Source organism: Acinetobacter sp. Root1280, from assembly GCF_001425285.1.
GTDB classification, from domain to species: domain Bacteria; phylum Pseudomonadota; class Gammaproteobacteria; order Pseudomonadales; family Moraxellaceae; genus Acinetobacter; species Acinetobacter guillouiae.
Genome location: NZ_LMED01000027.1, coordinates 54,724 through 74,225, shown reverse-complemented (window position 1 = coordinate 74,225; position 19,502 = coordinate 54,724). Strand labels below are relative to the sequence as shown.

Genomic DNA, 19,502 nt, shown 5'->3' with positions numbered 1-19,502 from the left:
AAATTAATCTGAGTCAATCGTTTGCAGATAATGACTTAGCTTTAAGCTATGTTGTTTTGCCCGAGTTCTGATTTCAGTATGTGTATGTCCTAAAACAGTTGAAATATCATATAAGAACACGGGTTTTAAATATTCCATTCCGGTATAAAGTGCTGATTTTTGAATTGGAGATAAAAAGTCCTCCAATAATGAATGCTGTTGTTCTGTACTAAAATTCTGCTCAGGTTGGCCAATGGTCATACTCAGCAAAAGCTTTTTATTTTTAAGCTTGTCTCCTTTGGAACCATAGGCGAATTGATAGGTAAATACTTGATCAAACCAAATTTTTAAAATGGCAGGTATACTGAACCAGTACATAGGACATTGTAAAATGATCAGCTCATGTCTTAATAGTGCACTTTGTTCTGCAGCAATATCGACTTGATAATCTGGATATAAATCATGAATATGGCGAATTTCTAAATCAGTTTGAGTTCTTGATAATTCATCGACAATGGTTTTATTTGCGACAGATTCAGTAAAACTGGGATGCGCTAAAATCAGTAATGCCATCTTGGTTTTTCCCACTATAAAAATTATAGTGAATATAAATATTATAGTTTTTATGTACAATAACTATCCATTTTGATAGCTGGCAGAAAAATGAATACTGAGCAAAACACCTGTGAAGTGACTTTTCACGATAAGACTTATCATTGTCCGATTAGTATGGTGATGGATTTAATCGGTGGGAAATGGAAAACAGTGATTCTTTATTATCTAAAGGAGGAGTCAAAACGCTTTAATCAACTTAAGCGTGATATGCCAGATATCACAGAAATGACCTTAAGTTTGCAACTCAAGCAACTGGAAAAGAATGGTTTTATTTCCAGAACCGTATTTGGTGACAAGCCTCCAGTCAAAGTGGTGTATGAATTAACTGCATTTGGTCAAACATTTATTCCTGTACTGGACGCTTTATCTGCTTGGGCACATGGCTTTTCAGAGCAAAACTGATTCAAAGTGGAGGCATTGAAATAAGTAGTTTTAATGGTTAAATCGGCTATGGAAAAGCGACGAAAAGTGCAATTTAGCAATAAAATTTGCCAATCACACTAAAGCAACAATTTGTTTTTTTAATAGAAAAAAGTTCCTAGACGAATCATATTTGTTTGGGTTCTATAAAACACATGCTTTTTTGTTGAATGTTTATATGACGTTGCAAGCATAAATATTTATAAATTGAGTTCTAATTTTGAATGGATCCTATGTGATTGTTTTAAAAATGAAAACACAACTCAACCTGATTGAAAAATGTCATTTAAGTCAATAAAAGCATGCTTATAAATCTCGATTTTAGGCTTTGTGTAAACGATAAAGCACTTTTTTGTGAATATAAGAAATATGTTTATTTTTAATAAGTTTAATTATATCAATAAATTATGTTTTTAATTTTTTTAGATTTTTAATTAAGCCATGTGTTTTTTTGAAAATGATATTTTAGGTCAACTGTGTGGATGATTCTGCAATATACAAATATTGAGATTGTGCCAATATAGCTTAAATTCAGACAAATGTAGGATTATCCTTATGTCAACAGTTCAAGCGACGGCAGAAAAATCATATTTAAATCGTCCTAAAGCTATTGGTATTAAAGTCCGTAAACCAAGCTTTAACCCAAAAGCAATTCGCAGACATTTTTTTGCGAATTCTCCTGTGATGTCACATTTATTGACTGCGCTTTCTTCAACATTTCCGATTGGTGAGCAGTTCTTTGTACATAGTGTGCGTAATGTACGTGACAAAATCACGGATGAAAAATTGCAAGCGCAAATTGCAGCATTTATTGGTCAAGAGGCCATGCACTCCAAAGCCCATACTGAATTTAATGATGCATGGCGCCGTGATGATTATAACTTAGACAGTTTTCAAGCATGGTTAGCACGTCGAGATGCACTGATTAAAAGTGTACATCCAAAATTACAACTTGCTGTTACCGCAGCTTTTGAGCATTTTACTGCATTATTGGGTGGCTATATTCTTCGTCATCCTGAAGTTTTAAGCACTCTGGATGATGATGCGGTTAAACTTTGGGTATGGCATGCAATCGAAGAAATTGAGCATCGTGCAGTGGCATTTGATGTATATCAGGCGATTTATAAAGATGATCGGACGCGTCGTACAGTGATGCGTAATGTGACTACGGGTTTTGCAAGTTTAACGTTTTATTCGGCTACCCGTTTGTTTATGCAAGACTGGAGAAAAAGTTTACCTAAAGTGCCGCAAAATATCTTTGGGGTATATATGATTTCTAAAATGTTGATTTCATTGATTCCTGAATATTTATCTTATTACAAATCTGACTTTCATCCTGATGAAATTGATTATTCGAAGATTGTGGCGTACTGGAAAGAAAAGCTGGCAGATGATTATGGAATGGAAAGTTTCCAAGATGAAGTGCACCTGCCGTTATATAGTTAAGACAATCTTTTAGATCAAAGGGCCAATTTAGAAAATTGGCTTTTAGTCTTCTTGCTGACGTTGATGGATACTTTCTAAAGTATCGACCATAGTGCGGGTCATTTGGTCAATTTCATAATTGAGTTTGCCACCAATTTGGACATGTTTAAATGTCGTCAAACGTAAGGTTTCGGGGATTAAATCCACTGAAATTTCATTGGTTTTCCGATCTACGCGATTGACCGTCAAGCTGCAACCTTGCAGTCCAATAAAGCCCTTTTTAAAGAAGTATTTGATATTGTCATCTGGAATAACGATATCAATGTGTAGCGTTTCACCGGTATGAACCACATCTTTAATGGTTGCCATACCTTCGATATGCCCAAAAATATTGTGCCCACCGTTTTCCATGCCTGCTTTGATAGATCTTTCGATATTGACTTCATCACCAATTTTTAAAAATTGTAATGTAGTGAGAGAAGTGGTCAGTGCTGAAACATCAAATGAGGCTATATTTGCAACAGCATCAAAACGTGTTGCGGTTAGGCATGTCCCATCGATTGCAACACTGGCACCAATAAAAACATCGTTAAAAAAGCCATTTTCATTGGAAATATAAAGGGTTGTAAAATTATCACCTTGTTGGATGTTTACAACTTTTTCTAAGCCTTGAACGATACCTGTATACATCGCTGATCTCTTTTATTTAGCTGATTTTTATTGTACAGATTTCATTGAAGAGGACTAGGGCTAAATTTTAGATTTATGTTGTATAGAAGAGTCTAACATCATACTTAGATGATTTTTTAAAAGAGAATGAATATAGCAGTAAGGTTTGCACAGGCTTATTTTATAGGGAAAAGTCTAAATCATTGATTATATAGTCAAATCACCTAAATCATTATACAGATCATTGATTATAAATAAATTTATATTTCTCATGAACCTTTAGAAACTATTCGTTATCAATTCGTTTTTTGTATTTTTGAATCTTAGATGGTTGTCCTACCGTGTGGCGACATGGATGTCGCCGTTGGGCGGGGGTACAGGACGTACCCCTCGCCAAACTGAAGATTTTTGTCATCTTTTCATCTCTGAAAAGTGAGGCATCGCCTACGCAACGGTATTTAAACTTTGAATGTAAGGTGTGGCATTGCAAACTTTTTTATAATCAAACAATTTATTTTTCCATACAATTGATTTAATTAGAAATATTAATCAAGAGAAATTATATTCTTGTGTATGCGTTTTTTAACAGGTTGACTATAGTTTGATGATAATGTATTTCAGACGATCTAAGCTTGATTGTGGCTTAAATCGGACTAAGTCAATATGCATTTACACTCAGTCCAATTCAATTTAGCCAATCAACCAATCAACCAATCAACCAATCAACCAATCAACCAATCAGTCATAAAATGAATTAAATCTTATCTTTAAACTGTTTTATGATTTTTTGACGTTGCCATGGTAAAGGACGATTAATCGCTTCAGGTACATCACCAGAGGTTGAACGCAGACGTAAATGAATTGCTGCCTGCGCAATTAAGTTTGCTGATACTGGGGCTGTAATAAAGGCAAGCAGGGTGATCAATAACTCTGCAAAACCTAAACGACTGTTAAACGCTGCGTAAATCATCCCCGCGATTAAAAAGCTGCCTAAGCCCAAGGTGCTGGATTTGGTCGGTGCATGTAGACGCATAAATAAGTCTGGTAATTTGACCATACCTATGCCACCCACCAAGGTAAAAAATGCACCGACAATCAAGAAGAATGAAACGATAATTTCCATGACTATTTGCATATTATTTTCCATGTACTTTCTCCTTAATCAACCACATGACCCGTTGTAAAATAACGAGCCAGTGCAGCAGTTGAAACAAAGCCAAGCATTGCAACCAATAATGCACCTTCAAACATTGAGGTGCTGGCCCAATAAATACCAAGAATGACAACTAAGCAGGTTGCATTTAAAAACAATGTATCCAGTGCCAATAATCGATCTACGATAGAAGGGCCCATCACCAAACGAATCAAACATAACAACATAGAGAGGGTCACAGCGAGCAGGCAAATGCCAAGTGCATAAGGTAAAATACTCATGAACGTGCTCCTCTTTGCAGGTCAAAGATTTCGATTAACGGAACTTCATAGCGGGTTTTAATGGCTTGAATTTCTGCATCTACATCATCACAACTTAGTGCATGAACCAAAATATCGCCACGTTCTTGATCAATTCCAGCACTGACTGTACCTGGTGTGGTGGTAATGATCATCGCCAGTAAAGTATTGACATGTTCATGGTCAGTTTCCAATGGAACTCGAAACCATTTTGGGGTGAGATTTTTGGTTGGGCCTAAGACTTGTTTAGCAACTTTAATATTGCTGACGATGATGTCCCATAGCACCACAAAAAATAATTGAATGGCGCTTTTCCAATGAATATTGGGTGTATGAATGATAAAGGGTTGAATCAGTTTAGGAATGATTAATCCCAAACTGATTGCCACAACAAAATCAAAGCTTTCAGCACTATGGTTCAACATGAGCCAACTCATTGCCACAATCACCGACACAAAAGGATGCGGTAAAATACGAGCGAATAATGATTTATTTTGCATTTATTGCTCCATAGGCTTGAGTTGAGCATTTTCAACATGTTGTTGCTGTTCTTGCCCCTGAATTTGGCGTTGCTTAAATTCAGAGATATGTTCGCCTTTTAGGGTTTCTGGGCTAATGATATAGGGAATATAGTGTGCATTTGGATCAACCATTTCACCATTGTATTTTGTTTCAGGTACATAGTGCGGATCGAAAGGTTGTACACTGATAGTTTCACCATGCCCATCCAATTTTAAAATACGCTGTTGATAAAGTGATGCATCAGAAACTTGCAGCGCTGTTTTTTCAACATAATTTAAAATTGGAGCAGCACAAACGACATAGACAATCAGTCCTACCAATAGCAGGTAAACACTTTTGTCATTGCGTGCAGGGGCTTGCTCGGGTAAGTCCTGATAGGCTGTATAAGCCTCTTCTTTCGGATTGTCCTCAGGTGTCGTCGCTCGCCAAAACAGGATAAATCCGACTCGTGTAAATGCCAGAATACTTAAAAAACTCACAATCAAGATAATCGCAATAATCCAGCCTTGTGCAGCCAAGTTTGCAGTTGCCTGTAAGATTAAGACTTTGCCTAAAAAACCACTAAATGGCGGCAAACCTGCCATCATCAAAGCGATAAGAAAGAACGTCATGGCAATGACTTTGTCTTGCTTCATCTTTGGTGCGACTTTGAGATGATCTTTCATTGCACCACGTTGTGAGGTAATCCAGCCACAGAGCAAATAGAACGAAGCGGCTATGATGGTACTATGAACGAGGTAGTACAACCCAGCAGCCCATGCTGGTGTGTTAAACATGGCAATGGCAACTAAAATCGTTCCGACTGAGGATAACACCATAAAGCCAACGAAGCGGCGTAAGCGTTCAGCTGCCAGTGCACCGATCACACCATATAATGATGTGATTAAACCAATTGGCAATAAGTAGTTGCTAAAGATCGTTTGCCCAAGCTGATCATTAAAGACAGTACCATTGACCCGTAAAATTGCATACACACCCACTTTGGTCATGATGGTGAAAATAGCAGCAACAGGTGTCGCGGCAACAGCATAGGTTTTTGGCAACCAGAAACCCACAGGTAACATGGCTGCTTTGATGCCAAATACAACAAATAGAAGCAAACCACCTGCTAGAGCAAGACGATGTTGATCATGTTCCAATGTTGGCAATAAACGACCGACATCGGCCATATTCAAACTGCCCACACTGCCATAAATCATACCTAAACCGATGAGGAATAGAGCAGAAGCCAGTAAGTTGATGGTGACGTAGTGAATGCCTAATTGGAAACGGGCTTTGCCTTGACCATGTAACAGCAAGACATAAGATGCCATCAGTAATATTTCAAAGAATACAAACAGGTTAAATAAGTCACCTGTTAAGAATGCACCAGTCAGACCCATTAAAAGAAGATGGAACATGGCATGAAAATAACGCCCACGTTCATCCCATTCTTTGCTGGCAAACCACAATATAGGCGCGGCAAGTGTGTAGGTGAGAACAAGCATTAACGCGGACAAACGATCCAGTACCAAGACAATCCCAAATGGTGCAGACCATTCAGCAAGTTGATAAACAAAAATTTTCCCGGTATTGGCTTGAATCAGGTAAGCAATTGCAGTGGCGAGTCCAAGGATAACCGAGATTAAGCTAATGCCACGGCGCCAAGGTTGTCGCCAATCATGTTTTAAAGCGCCTGAACCAGGATTACCTAATAAAATCAGCATAAAGCCTGTAAATGCAGGAATTAAAATACTCAGGATTGGAGAATGAGCATACCAAAAATCTAAAAAGCTGGTCATTATGGCTCATCCTCACGTGGGTCAAAATTACTCGGTTCCTCTTTGGTGTCTACATGGTCTGTCCCAGACTCATAACGACTGCGTAATGCCAATTGAACGATAAAAGCAGTCGTTGCAAAGCCAATGACAATTGCGGTTAGCACTAAAGCTTGAGGCAAAGGGTCAGTGACTTTACTGGCTTGGGTTAAAATCGCAGGTGAACTGATTTGTATTCTTCCCATCGAAAACAGGAAGATATTGACCGCATAGCCAATCATGGCTAATCCAAGAACGACTGGAAAGGTACGTGCACGAAGAATCAGATAAATTCCTGAGGCAACCAATAATCCAATCGCAGATGCAATTAAAAATTCTAAACTGATCATGCATTACTCCTTGGGTACTGGACCAGACATGCTTGAATGTCTAGAGTCGCCTAAAACAGAAATGAGTAACATTGCTGCACCAACAACCGTGACGTATACGCCAAGGTCAAATCCGGCAGCAGAGGCAAGATGGAATTTGCCAAATAGCCCTGATTCCACATAAATATGTGCACTGGTAAGAAACGGACGTGCCCAGAACCATGAAGCCAGACCTGAAAGCCCAGCAATGATCAGCCCTAAACCAATCCAGATTTCGTATAAACGACCAGATTGAGCACGCAGCATTTTTTCAGCCTGATCTTGTCCAATCGCAATATATTGAATCACCAATGCCATGGAGGTAATTAAGCCTGCAATAAAGCCGCCACCTGGATAATTATGTCCTCGTAGGAAAATATACAGACTTACCACAAGTGCGATCGGCAGTACCCATGAAGCCGTCATACGGAACATCAGCGGTGATGGATTGAAACGATAGCTCAGGCCTTGAGTGATCGTAGTGCCATGTGCACGCATCCCATCCATCATGCACAGTGCACCAATGGCTGCGATACCCAATACGGCAATTTCACCAAAGGTATCGAAACCACGGAAATCAACCAGAATGACATTGACAATGTTTGAGCCACCGCCTAACGGAATTGACTGCTGAACAAAGAACCATGAAATCGAGTTATGATCACGTGTCATGATTAACCAGGTAATCCAACCAATACCAATACCGCCACCAATTGCAATGACTGCATCACGCCAACGACGGGTTTGGCTGGATTCATAAGGGGTTAATTGAGGAAGCAGTGATAAACTCATCAATAGCAGAACTGTTGTGACAACATCCACGGTAATTTGTGTCAGTGCTAAGTCTGGCGCAGAGAGTGTGATGAAAATCATCGTCACGACCAAACCAATTGCACCACTAATCAGAACCGCTTTGATACGTTCATGGTGGAACCACAGCATCATCCAGCAGGCGGAGAATAATAAGAGCCATAACACGATTGCAGTAAAGGGTGCATGTGTGAGTTCACGTGTTCCTGTAGTTAAATTTTGGTTGATCAATGGCGTGGCAACCACGGCAATACTTAAGGCCAAAATCCACAATAAATAATTTTGTAATGAGCCAGTTTCAGTCTTTTTCTTAATTTTGCGTGAAATCAGCAAGAGATTTTTAAGGAAATCTTCAAATAATAATTTGCCTTGGAAACGACCTAAGCGTGGATCAAGATCAATTTCACGAATTCGCCCGCCTTTGGCCAAGGCGAAATAGAAAATTACACCACCAATTAAGGCAATTGCACTCATCAGTAACGGTAAATTAAAACCATGCCAGATGGCTAAATGAACCCCTTCAAAACTGGCAATTTGTGTTGATGCGCGTGTTCCCGCATTGACAATGTTTTCAACCAACAGTGCAGGAATGATCCCCACTAAAATACATAAAGTTGCCAATATGATTGCTGGAAATCGCATACCGATTGGCGGCTCATGGGCATTTTTATTGGGAACATTAGGCCCCACATCACCATCAAAAAATACGCCATGTACCAGACGAACCGAGTAAGCAACCGCAAATAAACCTGCCAATGTTGCAACAATCGCGGCTAACACAACATAGCCACCAGATAAGTTTGCCAATAGCTCAGTAAAGAACATTTCTTTCGAGATAAAGCCATTGGTCAAAGGTACACCCGCCATACTTGCAGCGGTAATCATGGTTAATGTTGCTGTGAATGGAAGAAGTTGCCAAAGCCCACTTAATTTTCTTAAATCCCGCGTACCAGATTCATGGTCAATAATCCCCGCGAGCATAAATAATGCCGCTTTAAAGGTTGCATGATTGATAATATGGAAAACTGCAGCAGCCACGGCTAAAGGTGAGCCTATACCCAAAAGGCACATGATCAAGCCTAAATGACTGATGGTTGAATAAGCCAGTAAGCCTTTTAAATCTTCTTTAAAGATGGCAAAAAATGCTGCCATACATAAGGTCAGCAGACCAATTGTGGTGACAAGATTATGGAACAGTGCCGAGCCAACAAAGATTGGCAATAAGCGTGCAACCAGAAAAATCCCTGCTTTTACCATGGTTGCTGAATGTAGATAGGCTGAGACAGGGGTTGGTGCTGCCATGGCATTAGGCAGCCAGAAATGGAAGGGGAATTGCGCACTTTTGGTAAATGCACCCAATAAAATCAACAATAAAGCGGGAACAAATAAACCACTATTTTGAATTGTACTCGCCATCATGGTGAGTTGGTCAATTTGATAGGTTCCTGCGATTTGACCAATCAGAATAAATCCACCCAGCATGGCTAAGCCACCCATACCTGTGATGGTGAGTGCCATCCGTGCACCACGTTGCGCGGCGTCGTAGTTACTCCAATAGCCTACTAACAAGAATGATGAAATACTGGTCAATTCCCAAAAAACCAATAAAATAATTAAATTATTCGATAAAGAAATACCCAACATTGCGGCCATAAACAGCATCAACAATGCATAGAGCTTACTCAGAGAATTTTTTGGGTTTAGATAATAATAGGCATAGATATAAATCAGTGTGCCGATCCCCGTGATCAGCAATGAAAAAATTAAACTTAACGCATCTAATCGGAAACTAAAATCAATACCAATTTGAGGTAGCCATTGCCACTGCTCTAAAACGGCTTGTCCACTTAATACTGTTTTCGCTTGAGTCAGCAGCAGGATAAAACTGCTTAAACTGACCCCGATTGCCCCTAAGGCTGTTACCCCGCGAGAGAATTGCTTCAGCCACAGAACAACGATAGTGCCAAGTATTAATGGTAAAAGAATAATAATCGGAAGCACACGCGTATCCATTGTCGTGAATAGGTCGTGAAACCTATGTGAATCTTATCTTTCAAGGATTTGAGGAATGCAAGGAACAGTCCAATAACTTAAATCTTGAAAGCCGAATTAAATTAGTAATTAAAAAATGAGTTGTGTTGCGCAACTTGAGAAAGCGATTAGAAAATCAATTTGCATTGAAAAATCTAATTTAAATTGATTTTTTCATCTTATTACATGAGTAGAATAACATCAATTTATTTTGTCGTTTTTTACGCAAACATTTGTAATTATACGCTTCATGTGACTTTTTGCTGCTTGAAAATCATGCGGTAACCATCAATCTAGTGCGTTTGGAATTTTATAGAACAATGAATATGAACGTGAATATATTCATGATTTGAGAATGGAGTATAAAAGACAGTGTTTCACAATTGATGATCATTCACTGTCTGCTATTGACGGGTTTAGCCTGAGGTTTTTTATAATAAGAACTTATGTGACGTTTGGTCATCACCAGACTGCATTAAACGTTTTAATTCGGTCTTTTGTTCTTCACTCAGGTGTTTAAACTGCTCAAAAAGCTGTTGAACATTTACTGGCAGATTGGGTTCGGGTTCAAGCAAGTCCTGTTCAGCGCTTTTGGGAACCTCTTTGAGCAAGTTTGCATAAATATCTTGGTATTCTTGCCATACTTTATTGTTCTGAATTTCATAAAGCTTTTTATTGTCCAGTTTAAAACATTGATATTCGTCGGCTTGCTCAAGCAGCTCTTCATGGCTGGCTGTGGCGATGATCTGTAAACGAGGAAAGGCTTGATTTAAACGATCGAGAATTAACTGTAGGCCAAATTGGTCTAAATCAACATCAATTTGATCAATCAGTAAGATGCCTTCACCTTCTTCACAAGGATAAAGACTTAAAGGATTGAGTATGCACATGCGACGTACCAAATCACCGACTAAGGCCAGCCAATTTTTAACCGTATTCGACAGTTGTGAGTAAGTCAGACTTTGATTTTTATAAGTGACCATCAATTGTAATTTGGGTTGATATTCTAAATAGAGATCTGTGACTTCAGGAAGAACGATACTTAAGCTTTGCTTTAAGGCTTTTAAGCTGGGTGCATGTAACTGAGAACGGGCTTGAAATAAAATACTTTGAAAATCCTCATCACTTTGATTTGAAGATTCTTTTTGTGCTAAAACACTTTGAAAAAGTTGCGCGATTTGCGCATTTTCGATATCACTGATTTCTCGAAACCATTCGAAAAATCGTGCAAAGGTGGTATATGGAATCGGTACTAATTCATAGGCATTGTGCGCTTGTAAAATAATAGGATTATTTTTATTGAGAATATTCACTTCATTTACAAATCGTTCAGTAGGGTAGTAGGCAATTAAAGGTAAGCCTTGAACAGGATCTTTTTTGAGCACTAGATTATAACGTTCTACCAATTGTTCGAGTTGTACTAAGTCAACTTTACTCAGACCAACACCAGAACTATTTAAGGTTTTATATAATTGCCAATGACAACTTTGTGGATCTTGTTCTGCTGTTGCAGTGCTTTCTGCGAGTTGACCAAACTCTATTGGGAAACTGATTTTAACATCTATTTTGGATTGCACTCGATCTTGCATAATGTCTTGGTCGAGCATTACCACACCAGGTGTGCGCAAATCTTTTAGACGTGCAGGAAACCAAGTCAAAGCTTGGTAAATATTTTTAATAATTGCCGTTTTTCCACTGGCTTGTTCGCCAACAATTAAACTGATTGGTTTGTTTTTATAATTAAAGTCTATTTTTAAATCAGCAAAATGGTATGTGTGGCGAAAATGAATTGCTGCTAGTCTCATAGGATACCTGAAAATTGACTGACAGCATAAAAGGCTGTTGATATTTTCACCTTGCGATTTTTTTCGCTGTGACAGATGAATTGGTCAAAAACTTTATGCTGTTGCTTTATTTTTAAATGGCGCTTTTACTTTCAATTGTTGCACGAGATCATAGATGTGATGAATATTTAAGCTGACCTTCGCCCGTGTACAGGCGACATATAACAGTCTTAATTCTTCATCGCTGATTTTATGTTCTAAACCGTTTATTTTAAATTGGTAATCATCTTCGATATGGACACGATTCCATTCTAGCCCTTTGGCCTTATGTGCTGTTGAAATCACATAATCAGCTTGCTCTATTGGGGTTATTTTAGCAAGTGCTTTTTTGAGTGGTTCCGTACCGTGATCGTCAACCAATTTGACTAAGGGTTTGATATCACTACCGTCATTGGTTTCACAGTATTCATGTACATCATGCCAAGAGTTAAACCAGGCCAGTTCAGGCACATCCACAACACGTTTGCCTTGTTTAAGCAAACTTGCCGCATCAACAAAACGGTTGAGTTTTGCATGATCGGCTTGTAGTCCAACTTTATCGCCTTGCACGAGACCAGAAAGAAGCAACTCCATTGCACGTGCATTGGTGCGACATAAAATCGCATCACGCATTTTAGTATGTGGTTTATTGACCACACTCGATTTCATTTCAGGATTGCCCAATAAAGGCACAGTTTCATCCAATGCACCGAGCAAATGATTGGCCACATCTGCAATCGCATCACCAAAACGGAATGAAGTGGTTAAACGAGATTCAGGAAGTGGCATTTGTTGCATGGCATTGACCGCACCACGCCATGCGTAAATTTGTTGATGTGCATCACCCACATAAATCACTTGAGTATTACGCTGACGCAATAAAATACCAAGCATTAATGGATCTGCATCTTGTGCTTCATCAAAGAGCACATAATCTGCCGGAATAAATGGATCTGATAATGCCCAGAGTTTTAAATAAATATCATGACCTATGCCTGCTTGATGATTGGTATCAATCGACTCTAACCAACGTCTTTCTACAGCAGGGTAAAGATGTTTTTGTAAAGACTCGATATCATCTGCATGCAGCCAACTTGGTGCTTGGATATGACGTGGTGCTGGATATTGTGAGCTGGTCGAGCAGAAATAGCTTACAGCATTGGCAACTAAACTCGCCAAACGGCTGGGCATTAGCACATATTTTTCATAACGCCCGCCCATTAAACGTCTAAGTGTGATCGGTTCGAGGCGATATTCTTTGGCAATAAAGCTGGGACTTAAACGCGGCAGGCGTAATTTATCGGTTACTCCACGCGACACACTACGAAAAGCCAAAGAGTGGAAGGTGCGGCAATCTACATTTTGATGAAATTTATTCTGTGCTTCTGTGGCAATTGCCTTATTAAAAGCCAAATACATCCCACGGCGCTCCGTCATCGCATCACTGATTAACTGCAAAGTCGTGGTTTTACCTGTGCCAGCATAGGCAATCACTTTAAATGATTGTCCTTTTTTCGCTTCTGCGATTGCAAAGCTTTGCTCAGATGTGGGTGTAAAAGAATAAGGCACAGTATTTATAAAATCTTATTAGCTTGAAAATTCAATATGGGACAGAGTATAGCAAAAATTGCTCAGCACTAGGGTGAAATCTAACAAGATGTTATTTAAACGACTATGCTAAGAATCTGCGGGGCGTATCCTGATCATTTTTATCATAATATGAGGTATTGGGGCTTTTGTCTTTAAAATGACTTAAAAGTGAAACTAGATTGTCATAACGGCTTTCTAAACTGAGCACGGGAAAATTCTAAAACATATTCGGATAAAGTTATGACAAATTCAGCCAGCCGACATACACGCCGTGAAGTGCTTACTTGGTTAGCCAGCATTCCATTTCTTCCACTTGGGGCAATGGCAACTTCAGCCACACTAGCAGGTTGTAACGATGATGATAAAAATACTGCAGTTAAACCGCCGATCAATCCAGCTAAATTAAAATCTGCAACATTTACGCCGATGGATGCACCAACATTGGCAAATGCAGCAGCAATGGCAACAACAACAGTTGCTTCTGGATTAGCTGTAACTTGGGATGACAATAGCAAGACTGACTACAAACTTGCCTATAAGACCTTCTTCCAAACAGGCGATATGATCAGTGATGGAAAAGGTGGGAAGATCTTGGCTGGTGGTTATTATGATATTAAAAACCAACCAATTATGGATAAATCTGTAGCTGGCAAAGAACGTCAATTCTTTTCAGATTGCCCAGATGGTACTTCATTATTGACGGTGAAAGATGCCAAGGTTGATGGTGTAAAAGGCAACCCAGTATTTGCGGTGGTGCAATTTGAATATACCACTCGTGATTTAGCTGGCAATGATATGTATGGTAAATTGCCATCACCAATTGGGGTAATTTCACTGGATCAAGACCTGAAAACAGGTCATTTAACTTTAGTTAAATATCATAATGTAGATATGTCTAAAGCACATGGTTTATGGATTACGTGTGGTGCAAGTTTATCGCCTTGGGGAACACACCTTTCAAGTGAAGAATACGAGCCAGATGCATTTGGTCAGGGCTTAGGCACTGATATGGCAACAATGAAAGCCTATAGTAAAAACGTCTATGGTGATGAAACCTCAGCAAAACCATACAACTATGGACATTTGCCTGAAATTACAGTGAACAAAGATGGTACAGGTACTGCAAAAAAACATTATTGTTTAGGTCGTATCTCACATGAACTGATCCAAGTTATGCCAGATAATCGTACTGCGTTAATGGGTGATGACTATACCAATGGTGGCTTGTTCATGTTTGTTGCAGATAAAGAAAAAGACTTATCTGCGGGAACATTGTATGTTGCGAAGTATTTGAATGAGTTGAATGAAACCTCAACGGCACAAATTCAATGGATTAAATTGGGTCATGCAACTAGCCAAGAAATTGAAGATTTGGTGAATGTTAGAAATATTCAACCAACAGAGATCATGGAAAGCTTGGACAAAGATCCACAAGATGCAAGCTATACTAAAATCATTCTACAAAAGAAAACCATTTGGGTGAAAGTTAAATCTGGAATGGAAAAAGCAGCAGCATTCTTAGAGACCCATCGTTACGCTGCTTTGATGGGCGGTAGTATGGCATTTACAAAAATGGAAGGCACAACAGTCAATGCCAAAGACAAAGTTGCTTATTCTGCTTTAGCCAATATTCAAGATTCAATGATCAAAGGCAATGCGGCTTGGGTCGATACGCATAACGTGTCATTCGCTAAGAAAATTTCAGCAGGTGGAATTGTTGCACATGATCTAGCAGGGTCTAAGAGTGATAAATCAGGTAGTCCAATCGTCAGTGAGTGGGTACCTTATCAATCGCATATGCTGTTAATCGGTAAGGATATTGATGCGGCTGCTGATCCACTAGGTATTGGTAACACTTCTGATCCAAACACGATTGCAAGTGCAGATAACTTAAAGTTCTCTGAAACATTCCGTACATTATTCATTGGTGAAGACAGTGGTAACCATGTGAATAACTACTTATGGGCGTATAACGTAGACACCAAGAAATTAGATCGTATTCTTTCTTGCCCAGCAGGTGCTGAATCTACAGGTTTACATGCAGTCGATTCAATCAATGGTTGGACTTATATTATGAGTAACTTCCAGCATCCAGGGGATTGGGGTTCTTTACATAGTAAGGTTCAAGCAACTTTGGATCCTTTGATTCGTGCGAATTATAAAGACCGTTTTGCAGCAGCAGTGGGTTATTTAACAGCAGACCCGATTGCCCCTTCGGTTGAGAAAAAATCTTCTTAATTTCGATTTTTGAATAAAAAAGGCAGCGAAATTTCGCTGCCTTTTTTATAAATCCCAAATTAATGATCTCGATTGGCTTTTTCAACTAAACCAGAAAGCCCTTGACGGCGTGCAAGCTCGTTGAGTACCAATTGCACATCCAACTCAAAATAGCCAAGCATCACAATGGTATGGAACCATAGATCTGCAACTTCATAGATCAGATCATTTTTATGATCTTCACACGCTTCAGATTTAAAATCTTTTGCGGCAATGATGGTTTCAATACTTTCCTCACCAATTTTCTCTAAGATTTTATTTAAACCTTTGTGGTAAAGCTTTGCCACATAAGAAGAATCTGGATCAGCTGCTTTACGTTCAGCCATCATTTTGCCTAAATAACCCAATACTTCGACCTGTTCAGCCTGCGCATTGGATGTATTCATGGCAATAGTATGCGAATTCGATGAAGGTTTTTCACCGTATATTGCATTTGGATCTTTTAATTGTGCATCGACAATTTCCCAACCAGTTGCAGTGAGCTTGCGATAGAAGCAAGACTCTCGACCTGTATGGCAGGCGATTCCACCATGCTGTTCGATTTGTAAGACGATGACATCTGCATCACAGTCTAAACGGATTTCGTAAACGGTTTGAAAATGGCCAGACTCTTCGCCTTTAAACCATAATTTATTTCGTGAACGAGAAAAATAAACGCCCTGCATTTTTTCAGCAGTCAGTTGTAATGCTTCACGGTTCATCCATGCCACCATCAAAATACGTCCAGTTTGATGATGTTGTGCAATAGCAGGAATAAGTCCTTGTTCGTTAAATTTTACTTCATCGAGCCATTGCAGATTGTTCATAGGATTTCACCAAGTTATAAAAAGAAAGAGCGCTACGTTGACATGGCAGCGGTTGTATAGTGTACGTTATTTCCAGCATTTTAGGAAAATATTGATTATGGATTGAGTCGAGATTGAAACGCTTGCTCACGTTTTAAAATTACAGAATTGGCAACTTGAGTGTGCATCATTTTTCTCTTGCCAAGGATGATCGAGCAATATCTTCATACTTCATTTGACTAAACATACCCGATTTTAATCCCGACACAGTGATTGCCATTTCTTTACGAAAATAAGGGATACGGTACATCCAAGAGAAGCTTAGATCTCGTAAACCGCCTGCCCACCAAAGATCAGACTGGTAAAGGGGCGTGAGTAAACGGCTTAAAAATTGATAGAATGCAGATGAGCTTTTGCGATGTTGGTGATAGCACTGCCATAGCTTTGCATAATCGATCGTTTGATTGTTTCGGGCAACTTGAACTGCTTGTCCCAAAGCCCATGCATCTAAAAGCGCCATATTTGCACCTTGTCCAAGCTGTGGGCTCATGGCATGTGCAGCGTCTCCAATGATACCGATGCGACCTTGCCCAAATTTAGAGAGCACTACATCGCGATAATGGGCAGAAAGCCATTGTTGTTTTTCTTCAGGATTAGCGATTACTTGCTCTAACCATTCAGCTGCGGGCTTCCAGCGTTTGGATAGCGTTTTTAACCACTCAGCACGGGCTTGTTGATGAGGCAAAAAATTTCCAAGCTGATCGGTTGGAAGACTCCAGAAGATGCTGGAAAGTCGTTGCTTGGGCTGAGTGGGAATTGCGCCTGTAGGTAGGATTCCCATCATGATCTTAGAGCGATCATAAAATTGGTGCAAAATTTGAGTATCAAGCTGCAAGCATTCAGGCACAATAGTCCATTTCGCGCCCCAAGGGTAAGCTTGATCGATTTTAACCCATTCGATCGGTCTTAACTGGCTTCGTGCACCATTGGCAACAATAACGCTATCAAAGACTTCATCAAAAGATTCACCATTGATCCTACCCAAAACTCGGATTTCATCTGCTGATTCTTTAAGTTTTTCAATATCGGCATTCATGTGCCAAGTGATCAGTTCAGGAAATTCATGGCATTTGTTTTGCAAAACATGACATAAGCTTGCTCGATGGATACCTAAACCATAAAAATCGGGATGGGCTTGGGCATAATGACTATCTACCAGTTTAAAACCATTGGCGAGTTGTCCCTCTAAGCCTGTGACCATTGCACCGAGTTTAACCGCATCATCAAGCACACCTAAGTGCTCAAAAACTGCAAGTCCAGACGGTTGAAGCAATAAGCCAGCACCGACAGGTTCAAGCTCAGATACTTTCTCAAAAATAGTAACCTGAATATTTTGTTGTGCGAGTAAAATTGCAGTAGCAAGCCCTGCTGTTCCTGCACCGACGATGGCAAATTTTGGCGTTTTAGTTTGATTCATTATTAGAGTAAGTGCTTTGAATGATTTAAATTTAACAAAAAGCAGGGAATTAACAAGCGCTAATTTGAATCAAGCTCTTTATTCCCTGATTGATCTTAGCCAAAAATCAACACATATAGACCAGGCCAGACACGGATTAAATTCAGTACAAAAATACATATGTAAAGTTTGAGCCATGACTGGCTGATGTTGCAGGCTGATATCTCAAGTCATCGAGAATGCAGGTGTGATGTATTTAAGTTGTTGAAAATCATATTTATTCGCAGCTGGATGAGGTGGTCAATGGGGGAGAATAATTATAAATCTAGCATCACTTCAGCAAAATTTTGTTTCTCCACCATTTCTAAAAATTCATCACCTAGTCGCTGACTTTCTGCCACAGACTGCTTCCACAATTGTTTTCGCTTCTGATCATCCAGACCTTTCATCACAAAATCTTTACGATCTGGTAAACGTCCTAAAGGCAAAGATTTTAAATAGTCTTGAGAAGGCGAGATCAGTAAAGTCCGTGCTTGGTTTGCAGGATTGGCGGTGCGAGATTTAAACATTTTATCAAACCAGCCTGGGATGATGCTGTCGGCAAAATGTGGATATAAAACAATCCCTTTACTCTCAAAAGGCAAATCGATGTGATAGTCGATCAAACCACCATCTCGATACGCGCCTTGTGGAGCATCGGCAATATTTTTTACCGCAGGTGTAACTGCAGGAATCGAACCTGAGGCCATCAACCAATCCGCAACATTGTGCTGATTAAAATTTAAATAATGAGTTTTAAAAGCGTCATCCTGAATTTTAAATTGTGGGAACTGTGCAGGCTGACAGATGACCCGTTGCATAAATTTATTCAGGTGATTTCTTGAAATTGCATTACTGCCGATAATACCGAGTAAGGAACTATACAGTGCAAGCTTTTGATCACTTTGAAATAAATGTTCTGCTTTGGCTGCGATAATCGTAAGGTGATATTCGGGATGTTCGACCAATTTTTGGCTGTGTTGGTCTAAAATGCTATACAACATCTCGCGAGATATTTTCTCAATCTCTGCAATGGTCATCTTTTTATGAAAGGGTAAGTTGATATATAACTCAGCCAAACGTTCAGGACCGACTTGTTCACCTTGCGCTAAAATTCCAGCAAAGCGCCATGCACCGACGGATGAACCAATTAAAAAACGTCGTTGTTTGGCGCGCTGTAGAAAATCACCGAAAATCGCCTGATCCAAGCCCATTAAACCAATGCCTTTAGGGCCACCAGCTGCGCCGGGAATCATATCGACTTGATGTGCAGATAAGCCTTCTTGTTGTATGTGTTGTTTGGCGAGTGAGCCTGCACGTAAGGTGATTGCTGCAGGGCGTTTTTGTAGAATTTGGGTCATGATTTCACTCACTCAAACGAATATTTTTTATTTTAGAGTGCGTGATAGATTGAACAATGGCGAGAGCTGTCACTCGGTGACTTA

The 19,502-nt window shown here is 39.5% G+C and carries 16 protein-coding genes; 3 read left to right on the top strand and 13 right to left on the bottom strand.

The genetic code is table 11. The features are described from left to right. Positions 1-3: 3 nt before the first annotated feature. Positions 4-552: an NAD(P)H-dependent oxidoreductase gene (locus ASC84_RS18605; RefSeq protein WP_056517469.1), complete on the bottom strand. Its 549-nt coding sequence runs from the start codon at positions 550-552 to the stop codon at positions 4-6. Between the two features lie 90 nt (positions 553-642). Here ASC84_RS18605 and ASC84_RS18600 point away from each other — a divergent pair, with 90 nt between their 5' ends. Then, a complete protein-coding gene (locus ASC84_RS18600) occupies positions 643-996 on the top strand; it encodes a helix-turn-helix domain-containing protein (RefSeq protein WP_056517466.1) in 354 nt (117 codons plus the stop codon). Positions 997-1,569: 573 nt separating this feature from the next. Further along, positions 1,570-2,460, top strand: coding sequence for a metal-dependent hydrolase (locus ASC84_RS18595; protein ID WP_056517463.1), 891 nt, complete (start codon positions 1,570-1,572; stop codon positions 2,458-2,460). A gap of 42 nt (positions 2,461-2,502) precedes the next feature. Here ASC84_RS18595 and ASC84_RS18590 read toward each other — a convergent pair whose 3' ends face one another. The 9 genes from ASC84_RS18590 to ASC84_RS18550 all read right to left on the bottom strand — a co-directional run bounded on the left by ASC84_RS18590 (position 2,503) and on the right by ASC84_RS18550 (position 13,479). Then, positions 2,503-3,129, bottom strand: coding sequence for a riboflavin synthase (locus tag ASC84_RS18590; RefSeq protein ID WP_056517460.1), 627 nt, complete (start codon positions 3,127-3,129; stop codon positions 2,503-2,505). Between the two features lie 733 nt (positions 3,130-3,862). Then, positions 3,863-4,243, bottom strand: coding sequence for a Na+/H+ antiporter subunit G (locus tag ASC84_RS18585; RefSeq protein WP_034615073.1), 381 nt, complete (start codon positions 4,241-4,243; stop codon positions 3,863-3,865). Positions 4,244-4,266: 23 nt separating this feature from the next. Further along, positions 4,267-4,542: a monovalent cation/H+ antiporter subunit F gene (locus ASC84_RS18580; protein WP_056517457.1), complete on the bottom strand. Its 276-nt coding sequence runs from the start codon at positions 4,540-4,542 to the stop codon at positions 4,267-4,269. Beyond that, complete coding sequence (locus ASC84_RS18575) at positions 4,539-5,060, bottom strand: Na+/H+ antiporter subunit E (protein WP_004725454.1); 522 nt, start codon at positions 5,058-5,060, stop codon at positions 4,539-4,541. The genes ASC84_RS18580 and ASC84_RS18575 overlap by 4 nt, the downstream gene beginning before the upstream one ends. Beyond that, complete coding sequence (locus ASC84_RS18570; RefSeq protein ID WP_056517453.1) at positions 5,061-6,863, bottom strand: monovalent cation/H+ antiporter subunit D; 1,803 nt, start codon at positions 6,861-6,863, stop codon at positions 5,061-5,063. Further along, positions 6,863-7,228, bottom strand: coding sequence for a Na+/H+ antiporter subunit C (locus ASC84_RS18565; protein WP_004725457.1), 366 nt, complete (start codon positions 7,226-7,228; stop codon positions 6,863-6,865). Before ASC84_RS18565 ends, ASC84_RS18570 begins: the two co-directional genes overlap by 1 nt. A gap of 3 nt (positions 7,229-7,231) precedes the next feature. Beyond that, positions 7,232-10,069: a monovalent cation/H+ antiporter subunit A gene (locus ASC84_RS18560; protein WP_056517450.1), complete on the bottom strand. Its 2,838-nt coding sequence runs from the start codon at positions 10,067-10,069 to the stop codon at positions 7,232-7,234. A gap of 449 nt (positions 10,070-10,518) precedes the next feature. Beyond that, the gene (locus ASC84_RS18555) at positions 10,519-11,892 is read right to left on the bottom strand and encodes an AAA family ATPase (protein ID WP_056517447.1); all 1,374 of its coding nucleotides are present in this window, start codon (positions 11,890-11,892) and stop codon (positions 10,519-10,521) included. Positions 11,893-11,985: 93 nt separating this feature from the next. Continuing rightward, complete coding sequence (locus ASC84_RS18550) at positions 11,986-13,479, bottom strand: UvrD-helicase domain-containing protein (RefSeq protein ID WP_004725463.1); 1,494 nt, start codon at positions 13,477-13,479, stop codon at positions 11,986-11,988. Between the two features lie 261 nt (positions 13,480-13,740). On the opposite strand from ASC84_RS18550, the gene ASC84_RS18545 reads away from it, so the two are divergent. After that, complete coding sequence (locus tag ASC84_RS18545) at positions 13,741-15,738, top strand: PhoX family phosphatase (RefSeq protein ID WP_056517444.1); 1,998 nt, start codon at positions 13,741-13,743, stop codon at positions 15,736-15,738. A gap of 59 nt (positions 15,739-15,797) precedes the next feature. Here ASC84_RS18545 and hisIE read toward each other — a convergent pair whose 3' ends face one another. The 3 genes from hisIE to ASC84_RS18530 all read right to left on the bottom strand — a co-directional run bounded on the left by hisIE (position 15,798) and on the right by ASC84_RS18530 (position 19,418). Beyond that, positions 15,798-16,583: a bifunctional phosphoribosyl-AMP cyclohydrolase/phosphoribosyl-ATP diphosphatase HisIE gene (hisIE, locus tag ASC84_RS18540; RefSeq protein ID WP_056517442.1), complete on the bottom strand. Its 786-nt coding sequence runs from the start codon at positions 16,581-16,583 to the stop codon at positions 15,798-15,800. Between the two features lie 166 nt (positions 16,584-16,749). After that, positions 16,750-18,039 (bottom strand): NAD(P)/FAD-dependent oxidoreductase, encoded by a 1,290-nt coding sequence (locus tag ASC84_RS18535; protein WP_056517439.1) that lies wholly within the window; start codon positions 18,037-18,039, stop codon positions 16,750-16,752. A 296-nt stretch (positions 18,040-18,335) separates the two neighbouring features. Beyond that, a complete protein-coding gene (locus tag ASC84_RS18530) occupies positions 18,336-19,418 on the bottom strand; it encodes a patatin-like phospholipase family protein (RefSeq protein ID WP_056517431.1) in 1,083 nt (360 codons plus the stop codon). Between the last annotated feature and the right edge of the window lie 84 nt (positions 19,419-19,502).